The organism is Bdellovibrio sp. HCB209, from assembly GCF_047306065.1.
Lineage (GTDB): Bacteria > Bdellovibrionota > Bdellovibrionia > Bdellovibrionales > Bdellovibrionaceae > Bdellovibrio.
Genome location: NZ_CP178618.1, coordinates 1347835 through 1362952, shown reverse-complemented (window position 1 = coordinate 1362952; position 15118 = coordinate 1347835). Strand labels below are relative to the sequence as shown.

Here is a 15118-nt window from a genome sequence, read left to right as displayed (position 1 = left end):
TGCGCAGAATCTTTGATGTACATCAACAAATTGACAGCACTTTCGCGAATTTGAAATCATGACATATGACGTGGTGGATAGCTGCATTCTTCATCTGTGCTTGTATTGCGCCTCTCGCAATTAGACTTCCCAAAATACTTTGGAAAGTTCTTTTCGTCATTCCGTTCGCACTGACTTTTGCTGAAGCCTTAACTCCCTTTACTAATAAATACTGGATTCCTCCCAACAACGGTCTTTCCAATTTTTTTGTCTGCATCGTTATGGGGATTGGTTTTTTTGTCAGCATGTATGCCGGCTCTTATTTTTCTAAAGAGGACTCTAAAAAGTTTTTTCCTCTGCTTTTTCTTTTCGCAGGATCCATGCTAGGCGTTCTTTGGAGCGACAATATCTTTACGTTTTTTACTTTCTGGGAAGCAACGGGCCTCTGTTCGTTTCTCTTAATCGCTTTTCACTTTAAAGATCCCGAAACCCGTCAGAGTGCAAGACAAGCTCTTCTGGTCAATGGCGCCGGAGGTCTCGCTCTACTCGGTGCCTTGCTGCTTTTGTCACAGAATACGGGCACGACTTCTCTTACGGAAATAATAACCTCGCCAGATGCTGTGGGCTCCGATCGCGTCCTGCTGATTCTACTTATGGTCTTTTCCGCAATCACCAAGTCAGCACAGTTTCCATTTCATTTTTGGCTGCCTGGTGCGATGAAAGCCCCAACACCTGCCAGTTGCTATCTCCACTCAGCAACCATGGTAAAATTAGGAGCCTTTCTCTTGGTGCGCTTTTCTCCCCTGTTTGAAGGTATGACCCTTTGGACGGTTTTACTTTGTGCGATTGGTAGTATCACGTCACTCGGTGCCCTCTTAATGTCACTCCTACGTTCTGACCTTAAGCAACTCTTTGCTTGGACAACGGTCAGTGCTCTCGGTTCGATCTTTATCCTTGTAGGAATTCCTTACGAATACTCGTGGAAGGCTTTTTTCTCCTATGTTTTGGCGCATAGCTGTTACAAGGCGAGCCTCTTCATGTGCGTCGGAAATATCGATAAGCAGATCGGAACCAGAAACATCTATAACATCACCAATCTGATTCGTCGTATGCCTATGACCTCGACAGCCATGATTCTGTCACTGGGTTCGATGATTGGTTTTCCGTTCAGCTTGGGATTCCTGGGCAAGGAATACCTCCTCACCTCCGCGTTGTTACTAAAAGGTCCTGGGGCTTTGCTGATCGTTGTGCTTGTCGGCTCAGGGGCTCTTTCGATTGTTGTTGCCTATCGACTCTTAAAGTTGATCACGAAAAGAGACGCCCGTCCTCACTCCGAAATTCTGCGTGAAGCAAAACCCACTATGTGGATACCTGCTCTGTGCCTGGCCGCTACCGGATGGATACTAAATTTCTTCTTGGACGAAATTAACGAATACTTCTTAATGCCCATCGTATCATCGATCCTCTTTAAAGGTGTCGAGCTGAAACTCAAAGTATGGACGGGCTTCAATGCGGGCTTGGTCCTCAGTATAGCGACCTTTCTTTTGGGAGGATTCCTATCGGCTAAGTTCTACAAATACTTAGTTCATTTAGAGCTCTGGGTTCGTTTTGACAAACCAGCTCGAGAGCAAAAGTTCCTATTCAGCAAACTGACGAAACAAACAACTAACTTCCTGCAAAATGGACGACTGACTTCCTATTTGCTTTGGATCATTGCTCCCCTCATTCTTTGGGGCTTTGTCGGTGCTTTTTCATTCTATAACTTTGACTCACTCTTTGATTGGCAACTCAACTCGTGGTCACTGGGGCAGCTCCTTGCACTGGCGATGGTGCTCGCCGGACTCTATCCCTTGCTAAAAAGTACCAACACACTCATCCAAGTAATGGGGCTTGGCTTGGTCGGATATGGTATTGGTTTGCAGTTCCTCCTAGCCGACGCTCCAGATCTGGCGATGACTCAAATCGCAGTGGAAACCGTCTCGCTTTTGATCTTCGTCTATTGTCTGCGATTTATGAAATCCCCATCCACAACCCTACCTCACAGCTATCAACTTTTGCGAGTTATCGTGACTGGCCTGAGCTTTATCTTTGCCTTGGTCATTGCAACTATTCTTGAAAAGGGACGAATTCCATCACGCATCTCTCCCTACTTAACTGAGAACGCTCCAACTCTGGGCCGAGGTTTAAACGTCGTAAATGTCACACTTGTCGACTTCCGCGCACTCGACACATTAGGAGAAATCACTGTCCTTAGTATCGCGGCAATAGGGACATACTTTCTATTTTCCCGTGTTAGAAAAACTGCGGATCGATTTTATCACTCGCCGATTATCGACAAAGCCACTCAGATTTTTATGGTCCTTTTCTCGATCATCTCGCTTTACATCTTATTCAGAGGACACAACGCCCCCGGTGGTGGATTCGTGGCGGGACTTATTTATGGAATCGCGGTTGCATTCTATGCGTTGGTATTTGGTGAACAAAGAGCCTCCAGTTTTATACTAAAGTCTCCAACCCAGTGGATGAGTATTGGGCTTTTGTTATGCTTCTTCTCTGGAGTTCTTTCCACTCTACTACAGGGAACGCCTCCCCTTACAAGCTTATGGCTGTCCTTCCTACCGAGCGTTGGTACTCCATTGATCTTTGATATCGGTGTTTATCTTGTCATTATCGGTGTCGTGACTAGCACGGCTTACTCATTTAATGGAAGGAGGGAGCATTGATTATCAGTGCAGGCTCGCTTCTGATTGCGATTATTTTTGCGGCTGGTGTTTGGCTTTTATTTTCTCGACAGTGGCTACGCACCATTATGGGCATTTTAATGCTTAGCCATGCCATCAATCTTTTTATTTTAAGTAGTGGTCCGATGAAGGACCCATTACCTCAGGCTCTGATCCTGACTGCGATTGTTATTGGACTTGCCATTCAAACAGTCCTTTTGGTTTTGGCCTACTTTGCCAAACGCTATCAGAATATTAACGACATCAACAACCTCAAGGAGAAAGAATGATAGCAATCCCACTTGCCATTTGTTTCTTACTTGGAGTTTTGAGTTTCTGCTTACAGAAGACTCTTCCCTGGCAACGTGGTCTTGCCGTTGTGGGATCATTACTTGTCCTGGTGGCAAGCCTTTGGCAACTTGATACAGTCTATGCGCAAGGCGCACAAAGTTTGGCCTTCGGGAATTGGCAGCCTCCATTTGGAATTTCGTTTCATGTGGACCTCTTAAGCTCTGTCCTGATTGCCGTGTCATCACTCGTCTATTTCTGCGGTGCCGTTGCTTCGGTGACGGCAAAAATTATTAAAGCTGAACTTCGCGGGTACTATCCCCTATTTCATTTCCTCATGCTCGGAATACTAGGAGCTTTTTCGACGGGAGACCTTTTTAATCTGTATGTGTGGTTTGAGGTCTTACTACTATCATCATTCTTTTTAGTCACTGCTCACGGGAAACAACGGGCCTTTGCCGGTGGTTTTAAATATGCGCTGATCAATATTTTGGCGTCGCTCATATTTCTAACCGGTGTTTCTTTAATCTATAGCGGATCTGGCACACTCAATCTCCTGCAATTAAAAAGTCTTGCTGGAAGTTTGGAATCATCGGCTTTGTTCTTGGGTGTCAGTATCTTGACCATCGCCTTCCTAATAAAAGCTGCGATCTTTCCATTCTATTTTTGGCTACCAGCTTCATATCCCTTAACAACAACACCTGTTGTCGCCGTTTTCTCAGGTCTACTCACCAAAGTTGGAATCTATGGCCTCTTACGAATCCTGGCTCCTTTTAACGAGACGATGCCGCAGTCATTTATAATAGCTCTGCAAATCCTCGCATTGGCATCCATGATCTTTGGTGTATTTGGTGCGTTGTCTCAGGAAAACATGAAAGGGATCTTGGCTTATCATAGTGCTTCACAGTTGGGTTACATCCTTTTAGCCTTCACCTTAAATACCAAACTTGGAATCGCTGCTTGCGTGTTCTATATGGTTCACCACATGGTGGTTAAAACAAATCTTTTCTTAGTGGTCTCCGCGATCGAAACTCAGGAAGGCAGCACATTGATCGCCAAAGTTGGTGGGCTTTTACAAAAATCTCCAATGCTTGCTGTGATGTTTGCAATTCCTGCTCTGTCCTTAGCTGGCATCCCACCGTTAATGGGTTTCTGGGCAAAGGTATTTACAATCCAAGGCTTGTTTCAAAACGGAAAAACGATTGCGGTGTTGATTAGTTTAGCCGTGAGCCTCCTGACATTAATGTCGATGCTTAAAATATGGGTGGGAGTATTCTGGAAACCCGCACCGAGTGAAGTAAGCTCTCAACCGTTAGCCAGATCCAGAAAGTGGATATATCTGCCCCTGATTCTGCTGGCTGCTGTATCTATTTTTGTCGGAGCTTTCTCTCAACCAGGAATTGAGATCGCAAAACAACTCGCTGCTGACGTCATGAACGAGGACTCCATATGAAAACTATCGGCAAAATTAAAATCCTGATGGAAATAGCTGTGATCTTTGCCTACGAGTTTATGGTCGCAGTTATCCAGGTCGCGGCCTGGGTGTTTCGTCCAAACCGAGGCTTGCAACCCGCTATAGTTCGGATGCCAACGGAACTCTCGACGCCAACGTCTTTATGGATGTTTTCAATGATTATTTCGCTGACACCAGGGTCTCTCGTCGTGGATCTCTCCCATGATAATTCGGTTTTATATATTCACTTTTTTCATGCGCCAGATCCTGATCAATTGGTGGCCACTTTACGCCGCAGATTCGAGCATCGTCTCCACAAGATTTTCGACAAGGAGGGCCGATGATCTCTGTTTTATTTCTATTCCTTATTGTCGCCGTGGTTTGTGCTGCCATTAGATTCATAAGAGGTCCCAGCCAAACAGATCGTGTCGTCATGTTTGACCTACTAACTGCGATACTAATTGCAGCCGCCGTGCTGATCGCGATCTTTTTAAACGATATTCACGTCATGAGCCTAGCTATCGTCCTATCGATACTTTCTTTTGTGGGAACCTCAGTCTTAGCCTTTTACCTAGAGAAGAATCGGAGGAAGCAATGAGTATAACAGTCCAAGTATTCCTTTTAATGGGAACCTTGCTTATTCTGATTTCGGCATTAGGAGCTTTGAAGTTTCCAGATACTCTCACTCGCATGGCTGCGATCACAAAAGCGTCCACGATGGGTGCCTTGTGTTTTTGTATTGCTGGAGCTTTGCATTTTGGGGATTTGGAGATTGCGATCGGATTGCTCGCATCATCTATTATTCTGTGCTTTGGAATCCCCGTCAGCAGCCATTTAATCAGCCGCTGCCGGGTTCATGAAGACTCTCGCAAGTACCCGCTTCACCTCAAGAGAAATGATCACCTAGAGGATCTGCAGAAAAACTAGAAGCCAGAGACTTTACCAACTTTACCGCGACCACTTTCCTCTTCATCATCCAGAGGCAAGAAATCAGCGGAAGCTTGGGCACGGCTCTTAGATGGAGCCGGTTTTACTTGATAAATTTTCTTAGTTTCAGATTTTTGAGCCGTTGGAATTGCACTCGCCATTCTGTCACCAGAAATCAAATACGTAAGGTCTTCCATCATTTTTTGCATTTGCGTAGATTGTGCAGAAATCTCCTCAGCCGTTGATGCGATCTCTTCCGAAGAAGCCGCATTCGATTGAGAGCTTGAATCCAATTGATTCATCGCTTTAGAAATCTGTTGGATACCTGTTGATTGCTCGCTAGATCCCGTAGAGATCTCAGCAGCCAAATCAGATACTTTTTTAACTGACGTCACGATATCAGCCATCACAGCACCGGATTTATCCGCCACTTGAGTTCCGCGATCAATCTTATCAACTGAGTCTTTAATCAAACCGTTGATATCTTTTGCTGCCTCAGCAGATCTTTGAGCTAGGGTACGAACGGCTTCCGCAACAACGGCGAAACCTTTACCTTGTTCACCCGCACGAGCCGCCTCAACCGCTGCATTCAATGCCAAAAGATTTGTTTGGAAAGCGATATCGTCAATAACGTTGATGATCTCTTCGATCTTACGTGATGACTGAGCGATTTCAGACATTGAGTTTACTAGGATATGGATCTCATTAGAACCACGCTCTGCAGACTCACGAGAAACTGTTGATAGACTCGCAGCTTGTTTTGCATTGTCAGAATTCAAATTCACCATGGAAGTCATCTCTTCAAGACTTGCTACAGTTTCCTCTAAAGAAGCAGCGGCTTCCGTTGAAGATTGAGATAGAGATTGACCAGCCGCTGAAAGCTGTTCGATAGCGGCTGTCACTTGTGCACCCGCTTCGCTAATTTTATGAGAGATCTGACCAACAGAGCTTGCAAGTTTGTGAGCGATCCACATCAATACGATCATCAGCACTGCACATGAACCACCACCGATGATTCCTGTCCACATACGCGCATTTTCACGCTCTGCTTTTTGTTCAAGATTACTCTTAGCAGAAGCTGCCGCATAATAGTCAGTCACACCGTCAAAAGATTTACGAGCGATAGAACCAATTGTCTGCCACTCTCCACCCTTCATATATTTCATGACTCTTTCATTAGCTTCAGGCGTTGCTAATTTGAAGTCCTTGATGATTTCTTCGTTGATAGAGAAGTATCTGTCTTTCTTTTCCTTGAACGGAGCATAAAGCTCAGACTCACCAGGAGAGAAAGGTGCTGATTCATACTTAGCTAGAGCATCTTTAAAGTCTTTCAGATGTCCTTCAAGACCTTCGATATTTTTGTTACGGAACTCAGAGTCTTTCAAATCAACTCCCAAGACCATCCAAATTCTATATCCCATACTCATGCGGGCTTCCATCGCCTCGCTCAGAGCATCCATATTAGGAATCGTAACTTCGTACGCTGTATCCAGACGCTTACCTAGGTTGTCACTGATCGAAAAACCAACCCACGTCATGAAGCCAACGGCAACAACTGGCAAAACAGTTGTAAACAGCAAGCGGCCACGAATCCCTTTAAACCAAATCGAAATACTCATGAACTTTACTCCATTGGAAATAATGAATTTCTAACCATAGATGTATCGTTAGGAGCTCAACATTTCTTGAGTGAAATAAAGGATCATTCAAATTACTCACATCCCGGTGAATGCTTTTGAGACACATTCGCGCAAGCATCGGTGAGCTCTCGGCTTTTGTCTCTGAGTAAGAATTAGTTTACGTCTGGAATAGTGACTCAATTAGATCCACGGCACTTCCCGTCCAAAGCTCTCCGTCACCAGTCCCGGCCCACAAAGACAAACACTCTGCAGAGTTCTCTTTGGCGGAAGCTGCGCGAATATCGCGGGTGAATTTGTTCTGTGCTTGGAACGGCAGAATCGCAGTTGGATTTTGATCTAACTCTTTCATGAATGAGTTGATGATTCCTCGGGCGAGGCGTCCTGAAAACGCTCGAGTCAATTTTGTTTCGCGCTCAGCTCCAAGAGCCATGCGATACGGTTGTGATGTTCCAGCCTCTTGGCATGCCAAAAATGCCGTTCCGATTTGTACGGCATCAGCTCCTTGTGAGAGAATTGATTTCACATCTTGCGCCGTCATAATTCCACCAGCGGCAATCAACGGTATTTGAATTTTACTTCGTGATTGCTTAAGCAACTCCGAAATTCCCACATTGGGGTCTTCACGATCCGGATCGAAAACCCCACGATGTCCACCCGCTTCAACTCCTTGTAGAGTGATCGCATCAACACCTGAGTCTTGAAGAGTCTGAGCTTCATCAACGGTCGTAGCAGTTCCAATCAACAGAATGCCTTCCTTTTTGGCGGCTTTAACATAGTCAGCACTTAAAACACCAAAAACGAAACTAAACACTTCGGGTTTCAACTTTAAAACCGTCTCAAACTGCGCATCGAAGTCTTCTTCATAAGGAGGTGCAAGTTTCGGTGTTGGCAGAGAGAACTGTGTTCTAAACGTTTGAGTCGCCTGGATAGCTTTGGAAAGCTGCTCTTCCGAAACCACGGCTTCCCGTCCAGGGATAAAGAGATTGATCGCAATTGGTTTCTTGGTCCTAGCTCTGACCTTTTGAACGAACTCCTCAATCGCCTGAGGATTTGAATACGCAGCACCTATCGAACCCAAAGCACCAGCCTCACAAGATGTCACCACAAGCTCCGGAGAGCTTGGCCCACCCGCCATCGGCGCCACAATCAAAGGGTATTTAAGATTCAATCTCTTCATACCCCCATGCTGCTCCCGCCCCTCACGGAAAACAATCAAAAACCCCGACCTTTGCCTTACTTCATATTGGAATGGTGTTTTAAAAATAAAAAAGGGAGCCGCGGGGCTCCCTTTTTATTTTGAATCTATTTATCGAAACTCTTATTTAGAGCTCAATTTATTCAATTCATCGTAACCTGGCATAGTTGAAAGATCTGGAACAACTACGATCGCGATACGACGATTTGCTGCTTTACCTTCAGCTGTATCGTTAGCTTGGATCGGTTGAGTGTCACCGAAGCTTGCTGCACTAACGCGAGCTGGAAGCATACCTGCATCAACCATAGCGCGTGTTACGTTCAATGCACGAGCTGAAGCCAATTCCCAGTTAGATGGGAAAGCCGCTGTCGCGATTGGCAAGTTATCAGTGTGACCTTCTACTTGGTATACTTTACCTGGGATTGCTTTAAGCTGAGCCGTTACCTCTTTAATAGACTCAAGACCCGCAGCAGAAAGTTTTGCAGAGCCAGAACCGAACAATACGTCAGAACCCAAGCTCACAACCATTTTACCTTCGATGATTTTAACAGAAAGAGTACCTGCATCCGTCAATTTTTTGAAACGAGCTGTAAGATCTTCGAATTCTTTCAGACGTTTTCTTTCTTCAGCTTGGCGAGCTCTCATTTCAGCCATCGCTTGCTTCATTTCATCCAAAGATGTTTTCAACTGACCGCGGTCTTTAGTTACTACGATAAGTTTTTGCTCCAACTGTTGCTTTTCGCTAGTTAGTGCTTGTTTTTCGCCCGTCAATGCAGTCACGGCTGCTTTTTCTTGAACCAAAGCTTCGTCGCGTTGGTTGATTTCAGTCGTGTACTTACCTTTAGAAACACAACCTGAAACTAGAGCGATAGCGGAAAGACCTAAAATACATTTTTTCATTCTGAATTCTCCCGAGTTGTTGAACGGTCATTTTAAATCCCCTCACCTGAGACTCAACAAAAGGAAGAATTTTAAGCATTTAGTCCAGTGTTTCAACATGAGATTCCACCTGCCGGGGATTCGGCAGAGCTGATTTCCCGGCATTTCCCTCTGTCGGAGTCCCGGCAGCCCCTCTTCCCATAACCAATAGGCTTAATTTGGAGCCCAATTTAAATGGCACCGGCAGTGCAATAGTGATCTGGCATAGGAGGACATTATGAAAATGTTCAAAACAAAATCGATCCATTTCGCGATGATTGCCGCAACTCTTACTTCCGCAATCGCCCCTTCTTACGCAAAAGCTCAAGTGGACTATGCATCGCCCTATACTCGCGGTGACTACCGTGACCAAGAAAATCAGTCTTTGCAAATTCCAAACGGCATCCCAACTTGGATTGCTGAAAAATTGGCTTCGGGAATCGTGGGAGCCATGGGCGCACAGATCTTCAGTGAATTAGAAAAAGGTCTTGGCGTTACTGACAAACAAAGTGAAATTTTGAATCTTTTGAACCAAGTCATGGCTCGTCTTGATGAAATTCAAAACAGCCTGAGCCGTATCGAAACAGATATCAAAATTGCTCGCTACGAAACAGGTATCCGCCCTATCACAACTGACTGGGATAACTTTTCTTATCAATTGCGCGTGGTTCTGAGCCAAAACAAACAAGCCCTGGCCAATATGAAAGACGGCAAAGTCATCGATCCAGCGGCAGCGGCAAGAATTGCTGCCAACATCAAAGCTGCGGAAGACAAAATCCTGGATCTTGGTGAAAAACTGATCACTTCTATCCACGGTAACTTCACCCCAGGCTCTGACCTTGAACCATTGCAAAAAGTATTTGCGCAAATTCAACGCGATAAAATGCCAGTGATTGACTCCACATACTTCCAAATTGTGAACGACCAATTGGAAAAATACCGCTCTCTTCAAGTTGTGGCTTTGGCACTGATGGCAGACATCCAACAAACTCGTGGCAACAAAGAGATGGTCCAAACGTACAAAGACGAAGTGATCCCATCCATCAGAGCAGAGACACTTGTGTACCCAGAAAATAAATTCTTCACTTTGCCTAAAACAATGAAGTCTGTGATGGATGGTGACACAATCTACGACCGCACTTCCGAAGTGATCTGGTTGAACCAATTCATGACTTTCAACTCTGCAGTGCACCTTTACCACTACGGTGAACATAGAGCTGCTGGTTCCGCGATGCCTCCATCTAGAGAAATGGTGCAAGGTCTTTTGAATGCAAAAGGTTTGGCTTTAGGCTCATTCACTGAAAACGCGAAAAAATTGGGCATCAAGAACTCAAAACTTGGAGACGAAAAAATGGTTGTAGTATGGGCATGGCCAGACTGTGACCGCGGCGAAGAAGAAAGCAAATGCGACGCCTTCTACATGTGGTTCGGTAACGATCGTGACCCACGCCAATACATGTACGAAGACAACGACTACTACTTCAACCGAGTACGCCAAGACAAACAAATGCCTCTAACTAGCTTCAAAACACTGAGTGTAATTCCAGTGAGCGAGATCAACGAAAAAACGACTCCGTAAGATCCTCTCCCACCCAAACCAAAGCCGCTCTCTAAAAAGGGCGGCTTTTTTCGTTCTTCCCATGGCACCCTTGTTGCTTTACACTCCCGCAACTCGTTAGAGCTGATAACGACTAGATGGAACCCTCCATTTTGGCCAATTTATAGGATTGTCCAATATTTAGTCGCGGCATTAGGAAGGCTTCTGGTATGGCAAAATTCTCTGATTATGGGCTCTTAGATTCATTGGTGAAGACCTTAAGGTCGACCCAAATCTCAACGCCTACTGAAATTCAAAATAACGCCATCCCTACTCTAATGGGCGGTCAGTCCGTTGTGGGAGTTGCTGAAACTGGAAGCGGTAAAACCTTGGCGTATGCCCTGCCTCTTTTGCATAAGCTTAAATCCATGGAACAAGATGGCCACGAAGTTTATGAAAACTCCAGCCCTCGCGCAGTGGTGATGGTTCCTTCCCGTGAATTGGGCGAGCAGGTTTCCAAAGTATTTAAAACTTTGACCCATGATACTCGTTTGCGCGTGCGCCCCGCTTTGGGGGGGATGACGATGGAGCAAGCTCGCAGAAATACTTCGGGTCCTTTTGAAATTCTATTGGCGACGCCGGGTCGTCTGATGCAGATGTTGCAACTAAAATACATCGACCTTTCTGATGTGCGTTTTCTAGTTTTTGACGAAGCCGATCAGATGTTGGATCAAGGATTTATCTCTGACTCTAACAACATCTATTACGCTTGCCCAAGTCAGGTTCAATTGGCGCTGTTTTCAGCAACAATCTCCCCGTCAGTTCAAGAGTTGATTAACGGTATGTTCTCTAAAGCAGAACTATATCGTAGTGCTGGAGCTGGAAAAACAGTCAAAACTTTGGTGACACAGAATCGTATCATCAAAGACGGTAAACGCTGGCCTTTGCTGGATAAACTTCTAAAAGAACCCTCAGCAGGATCGACAATCCTTTTCACCAATACTCGCGAACAATGTGACAAGCTTGCCAAAGAGCTTGCCGACAACGGTTATGAAGCGGTGATCTATCGCGGTGAAATGGAAAAAGCTGAGCGTAAGACCAACCTCAGAAAATTTGCCACCGGTAAAGTTAAGTTCATGGTGGCGACAGACCTTGCCGGCCGTGGTCTTGATATTCCAAACGTGGACCGCGTGATCAACTATCACTTGCCGAAGGAAAAGGACAATTACCTTCACCGCGCCGGTCGTACAGCACGTGCAGGTCGTAAGGGTGTCGTCGTTAATTTCGTAACCGAAAGAGACGAGGCCTTTATCGCAGGCTTAGAAGGCAGAAAGCTTGAAAAAGACCGCGATAAGACAAAGTTTAACTCGTACGCAAAGCCTGCGACAAAAGCGAGTAAGACTGGCAAACCGATGAAAAAGGGCAAACCCACGATGAGCGCTAAACCAGCCGCTAAATCTGGTAAGCCAGCTCCCGCAGGAAAATCCGGCAAACCCACTAAGAAATTCGGAAAGAAATAGATAATTTTTCCGCTTCCCAGCACTCTGGCAAATTCCCCTTGCGAAAGAGCCCCTGTGCTGGCTAATTACAGGCCATGGAAATGCAGACTTTAAAACGCCCCGAACTACTACTCCCCGTTGGAACCAAAGATATGGCTTTGGCCGCCATTCATAATGGTGCCGACGCTATTTTTATGGGCGTTCCGGGCTTCAATGCCCGTGGCAGAAGTCATGATTTCCAAATCGAAGAAGTGAAAGACATCATCGATACATGCCATCTGCATGGCGTGAAAGTGAACCTCGCTTTCAACATCTTGATCTTCCAAAACGAGCTTCAAGGTGCTGTCGACGTTCTACAAAAAATCCTTCCTTTAAAACCAGATGCCTTCATCGTTCAAGATTTGGGCTTGATCCGTTTGATTCGTCAAATGGCTCCGGAACAACGTATTCACGGCTCCACACAAATGAGTGTGACGAATGCCGAAGCCATCACATGGCTTGATGATTTGGGCATTCAGCGCTTCGTTTTGGCGCGCGAAAATTCTTTGAAAGAGATCCAATCGATCAAGCAAAACACGACGAAGGAAATCGAAGTGTTCGTGCATGGCGCCTTGTGTGTCAGTTACTCAGGCCAATGCTTTACCTCTGAAGGTATCGGTGGACGCTCTGCCAATCGTGGTCAGTGTGCACAAAGCTGCCGCTTTACTTATGAAATGCATGTCGATGGCGAGAAACGTGATTTGGGTGGCAAGTCCTTCCTGGTTTCTCCTCAAGATCTTTGCGGTATCAACGAAGTTCCAAGCTTGCTAGAAGCTGGCGTTGATTGTTTCAAAGTTGAGGGTCGTCTTAAAACTCCAGAGTACGTAGCCACTGCGGCACGTAGCTTTGACGAAGCCATCACCTCTGCTCAATCGAACAAAGGTTTGGAGCATCCTATCCTTTTGAAAAAACAAATGGCAACCGCATTCTCTCGCGGTTTCTATAGCGGCTGGTTCCATGGTGTGAATCACCAAGAACTTGTTGAAGGTACATTCAGTGCTCACCGTGGTTTTGAGTTCGGTAAAATCACGAAAGTAAATAGCACGTCCATGGAAGTTGAGATTTCAGAAGACAAAGCTCAACAAGGCTTGAAAGCTGACTTCATTCAAGCCGGTGACGGTATCCTATGGGTGTATAAAGACCGCAATGGTGGAGACGCTGAAAAAGGCGGATTCGTTTTTGCGGTGAAGACTCTCTCCCCTCGCAGATTTGCTCTTGAGTTCTCAAGAGACATCGCGATGGAAGGTTTCTATAATGGCGCTCGTGTATTCTATAATCACGATAAAGACCTTAAAAAAGACGTCGCGTTGAGTGTTGAAGACAAGCAACGTAAAAAACGTCTGCCAGTCACTGTACGTGCTGAAGCTTCATTGGGTAAACCTTTGAAAGTTCAATACTCAGATGGCAAGTACACAGTTGTTGCCTTGTCAGAAAATATCTGTGAGCCCGCAAAAAACAAGGGCCTAAACTCTTTGGATCTACGCGAAGAGCTTTTCGCTCTGATGGGTAGCCCATTCCGCGGTGAAGGCTTTGAATCAGAACTTGATTCATCGACTCCTCTGTTCTTGCCGAACAAGCAAGTGAAAGAACTTCGCCAAAAACTGGTGAAAGAGCTTACCGATCTTCGCATCCAAAATGGTGATGCTCCGAATGTAACACCTCAAGCTCAAGTGATGGAATGGATTGGCAGCAAGAAAATCACGGACCGCAAGACTCCGGGATTGAAGCTTAATCTTCTTTTACGTGACAAGGGTCAGGCTGAAGACGTTGCCAATGCGGTTAAGAATGGTCAGATTCAAGTAGCCGATATTAATTTGGCGATCTTGGATTTCGAATTCGGTTTGGATTTTGAACCAAGCTTGAATGTTCTTAAAGAAGCAGGCCTTAAAGTCGGTATCGCGACTACTCGTATCTTAAAGCCAAACGAGCATCGTAACGTCAGACACTTGGCGAATTTGAAACCAGATGCGATCTTGGCCAGAAACTTGGGTGCCGTTCAATATTTGCAAGCCAATAACTACCAAGGCGAAATCCTGGGTGACTTTAGCTTGAACGTTGCCAATCATTTGACAGCGCAATACTTGCTCGACAAAGGCCTTCACAGCGTTTGCTTGGGTTATGACTTAAATAATGTACAAGTCAGCGAGTTGATTCAAGCTGGCGACGCTCAACGCTTTGAGGTGACGGCTTATCAATACATGCCAAGCTTCCATATGGAGCATTGTGTGTTTGCAGCCTTCCTGAGCAAAGGTTCAAGCTTTAAAGACTGCGGTAGACCTTGTGAAAAGCACGACGTTAAATTGAAAGACCAATTCGGTAACTGGCATCAGATTAAACCTGACCAAGAATGCCGTAATACGATGTACAACGGAACTTCTCAGTCTGCTGCACGCTATGTGAAAGAATGGGAAAGCCAAGGACTTGGATATATTCGTTACGAGGCTCTTAAAGAGCGTGGCAGCGAGTTGATCAATAAAATCCAAGCTCACATCGACTTTATCAGCGGCAAGAAAGAACTTACGGCCTTGATCAAGGATCTTGGTAACGTTGAAAGCTATGGCTTGTCTGAAAGTCACTTCCAACGTGAAAGAGAATACCAAAGCAGAAAAAAATAAGGCTGTCTTAGACAGCCTTTTCTTTATTCTTTGTATTTAGATCTTAGATATTTCTCGTACTCTCTCAAAGTCGCATTCATCATGCCCTTTAAGAGTTCGTCAAAAGCAGGGTCTTGCCCCTGCTCCCCCGTCAAATTCACAAAATCCTTCAGGATCTGTTCTTTACGGGAGGCATTAAAGAAGGGTTGGCCTTCGGCCTGCTTGATCGCCCAGATCTTCATCGTCAAATCACGGCGGCGCTTAAAGAGCGCATGCATTTCTTTATGAATTTGGTCGATGTCTTGGCGAAGTGTCGCGATAGTTTCCAT

General features: G+C 45.4%; 13 protein-coding genes. 9 read left to right on the top strand and 4 right to left on the bottom strand.

Features of this window, described 5'->3' with window-relative positions; genetic code table 11:
- The first annotated feature begins 65 nt into the window (after window positions 1-65).
- From mbhE to ACLVWP_RS06740, 6 genes are read left to right on the top strand one after another with little or no spacing between them, the layout of a single operon-like run.
- The gene (mbhE, locus tag ACLVWP_RS06765) at window positions 66-2702 is read left to right on the top strand and encodes a hydrogen gas-evolving membrane-bound hydrogenase subunit E (protein ID WP_413560847.1); all 2637 of its coding nucleotides are present in this window, start codon (window positions 66-68) and stop codon (window positions 2700-2702) included.
- On the top strand, window positions 2702-2989 hold the full coding sequence (locus ACLVWP_RS06760; protein WP_413561569.1) for a sodium:proton antiporter: 288 nt from the start codon (window positions 2702-2704) through the stop codon (window positions 2987-2989). Before mbhE ends, ACLVWP_RS06760 begins: the two co-directional genes overlap by 1 nt.
- Window positions 2986-4440: a complex I subunit 5 family protein gene (locus ACLVWP_RS06755; protein ID WP_413560845.1), complete on the top strand. Its 1455-nt coding sequence runs from the start codon at window positions 2986-2988 to the stop codon at window positions 4438-4440. The genes ACLVWP_RS06760 and ACLVWP_RS06755 overlap by 4 nt, the downstream gene beginning before the upstream one ends.
- The gene (locus ACLVWP_RS06750) at window positions 4437-4784 is read left to right on the top strand and encodes a Na+/H+ antiporter subunit E (RefSeq protein ID WP_413560844.1); all 348 of its coding nucleotides are present in this window, start codon (window positions 4437-4439) and stop codon (window positions 4782-4784) included. Before ACLVWP_RS06755 ends, ACLVWP_RS06750 begins: the two co-directional genes overlap by 4 nt.
- Window positions 4781-5038 (top strand): monovalent cation/H+ antiporter complex subunit F, encoded by a 258-nt coding sequence (locus tag ACLVWP_RS06745; protein WP_413560843.1) that lies wholly within the window; start codon window positions 4781-4783, stop codon window positions 5036-5038. Before ACLVWP_RS06750 ends, ACLVWP_RS06745 begins: the two co-directional genes overlap by 4 nt.
- A complete protein-coding gene (locus ACLVWP_RS06740; protein WP_413560842.1) occupies window positions 5035-5367 on the top strand; it encodes a cation:proton antiporter in 333 nt (110 codons plus the stop codon). The genes ACLVWP_RS06745 and ACLVWP_RS06740 overlap by 4 nt, the downstream gene beginning before the upstream one ends.
- Here ACLVWP_RS06740 and ACLVWP_RS06735 read toward each other — a convergent pair.
- From ACLVWP_RS06735 to ACLVWP_RS06725, 3 genes are all read right to left on the bottom strand, one after another.
- A complete protein-coding gene (locus ACLVWP_RS06735) occupies window positions 5364-6986 on the bottom strand; it encodes a methyl-accepting chemotaxis protein (protein WP_413560840.1) in 1623 nt (540 codons plus the stop codon). The two genes, ACLVWP_RS06740 and ACLVWP_RS06735, sit on opposite strands and share 4 nt — an antisense overlap.
- A gap of 178 nt (window positions 6987-7164) precedes the next feature.
- A complete protein-coding gene (locus ACLVWP_RS06730) occupies window positions 7165-8184 on the bottom strand; it encodes an NAD(P)H-dependent flavin oxidoreductase (RefSeq protein ID WP_413560838.1) in 1020 nt (339 codons plus the stop codon).
- A gap of 141 nt (window positions 8185-8325) precedes the next feature.
- Complete coding sequence (locus ACLVWP_RS06725; RefSeq protein ID WP_413560837.1) at window positions 8326-9102, bottom strand: OmpA family protein; 777 nt, start codon at window positions 9100-9102, stop codon at window positions 8326-8328.
- A 256-nt stretch (window positions 9103-9358) separates the two neighbouring features.
- Between ACLVWP_RS06725 and ACLVWP_RS06720 the strand changes: the two genes are divergently transcribed.
- From ACLVWP_RS06720 to ACLVWP_RS06710, 3 genes are all read left to right on the top strand, one after another.
- Window positions 9359-10699 (top strand): hypothetical protein, encoded by a 1341-nt coding sequence (locus ACLVWP_RS06720; RefSeq protein ID WP_413560836.1) that lies wholly within the window; start codon window positions 9359-9361, stop codon window positions 10697-10699.
- A 188-nt stretch (window positions 10700-10887) separates the two neighbouring features.
- Window positions 10888-12177, top strand: a complete 1290-nt coding sequence (locus ACLVWP_RS06715) for a DEAD/DEAH box helicase (protein ID WP_413560834.1) — start codon at window positions 10888-10890, stop codon at window positions 12175-12177.
- Window positions 12178-12251: 74 nt separating this feature from the next.
- Window positions 12252-14810 (top strand): DUF3656 domain-containing U32 family peptidase, encoded by a 2559-nt coding sequence (locus ACLVWP_RS06710; RefSeq protein WP_413560833.1) that lies wholly within the window; start codon window positions 12252-12254, stop codon window positions 14808-14810.
- A gap of 23 nt (window positions 14811-14833) precedes the next feature.
- Here ACLVWP_RS06710 and ACLVWP_RS06705 read toward each other — a convergent pair whose 3' ends face one another.
- A complete protein-coding gene (locus ACLVWP_RS06705) occupies window positions 14834-15118 on the bottom strand; it encodes a chorismate mutase (protein ID WP_413560831.1) in 285 nt (94 codons plus the stop codon).

Bases quoted from the DNA above. Each gene is read 5' to 3' on its own strand.
- ACLVWP_RS06740 (WP_413560842.1), top strand. From the start codon at position 5,035: ATGAGTATAACAGTCCAAGTATTCCTTTTAATGGGAACCTTGCTTATT.
- ACLVWP_RS06725 (WP_413560837.1), bottom strand. From the start codon at position 9,102: ATGAAAAAATGTATTTTAGGTCTTTCCGCTATCGCTCTAGTTTCAGGT.
- ACLVWP_RS06715 (WP_413560834.1), top strand. From the start codon at position 10,888: ATGGCAAAATTCTCTGATTATGGGCTCTTAGATTCATTGGTGAAGACC.
- ACLVWP_RS06710 (WP_413560833.1), top strand. From the start codon at position 12,252: ATGGAAATGCAGACTTTAAAACGCCCCGAACTACTACTCCCCGTTGGA.
- ACLVWP_RS06720 (WP_413560836.1), top strand. From the start codon at position 9,359: ATGAAAATGTTCAAAACAAAATCGATCCATTTCGCGATGATTGCCGCA.
- ACLVWP_RS06755 (WP_413560845.1), top strand. From the start codon at position 2,986: ATGATAGCAATCCCACTTGCCATTTGTTTCTTACTTGGAGTTTTGAGT.
- ACLVWP_RS06705 (WP_413560831.1), bottom strand. From the start codon at position 15,118: ATGGAAACTATCGCGACACTTCGCCAAGACATCGACCAAATTCATAAA.
- ACLVWP_RS06730 (WP_413560838.1), bottom strand. From the start codon at position 8,184: ATGAAGAGATTGAATCTTAAATACCCTTTGATTGTGGCGCCGATGGCG.
- ACLVWP_RS06735 (WP_413560840.1), bottom strand. From the start codon at position 6,986: ATGAGTATTTCGATTTGGTTTAAAGGGATTCGTGGCCGCTTGCTGTTT.
- ACLVWP_RS06745 (WP_413560843.1), top strand. From the start codon at position 4,781: ATGATCTCTGTTTTATTTCTATTCCTTATTGTCGCCGTGGTTTGTGCT.
- ACLVWP_RS06750 (WP_413560844.1), top strand. From the start codon at position 4,437: ATGAAAACTATCGGCAAAATTAAAATCCTGATGGAAATAGCTGTGATC.
- mbhE (WP_413560847.1), top strand. From the start codon at position 66: ATGACGTGGTGGATAGCTGCATTCTTCATCTGTGCTTGTATTGCGCCT.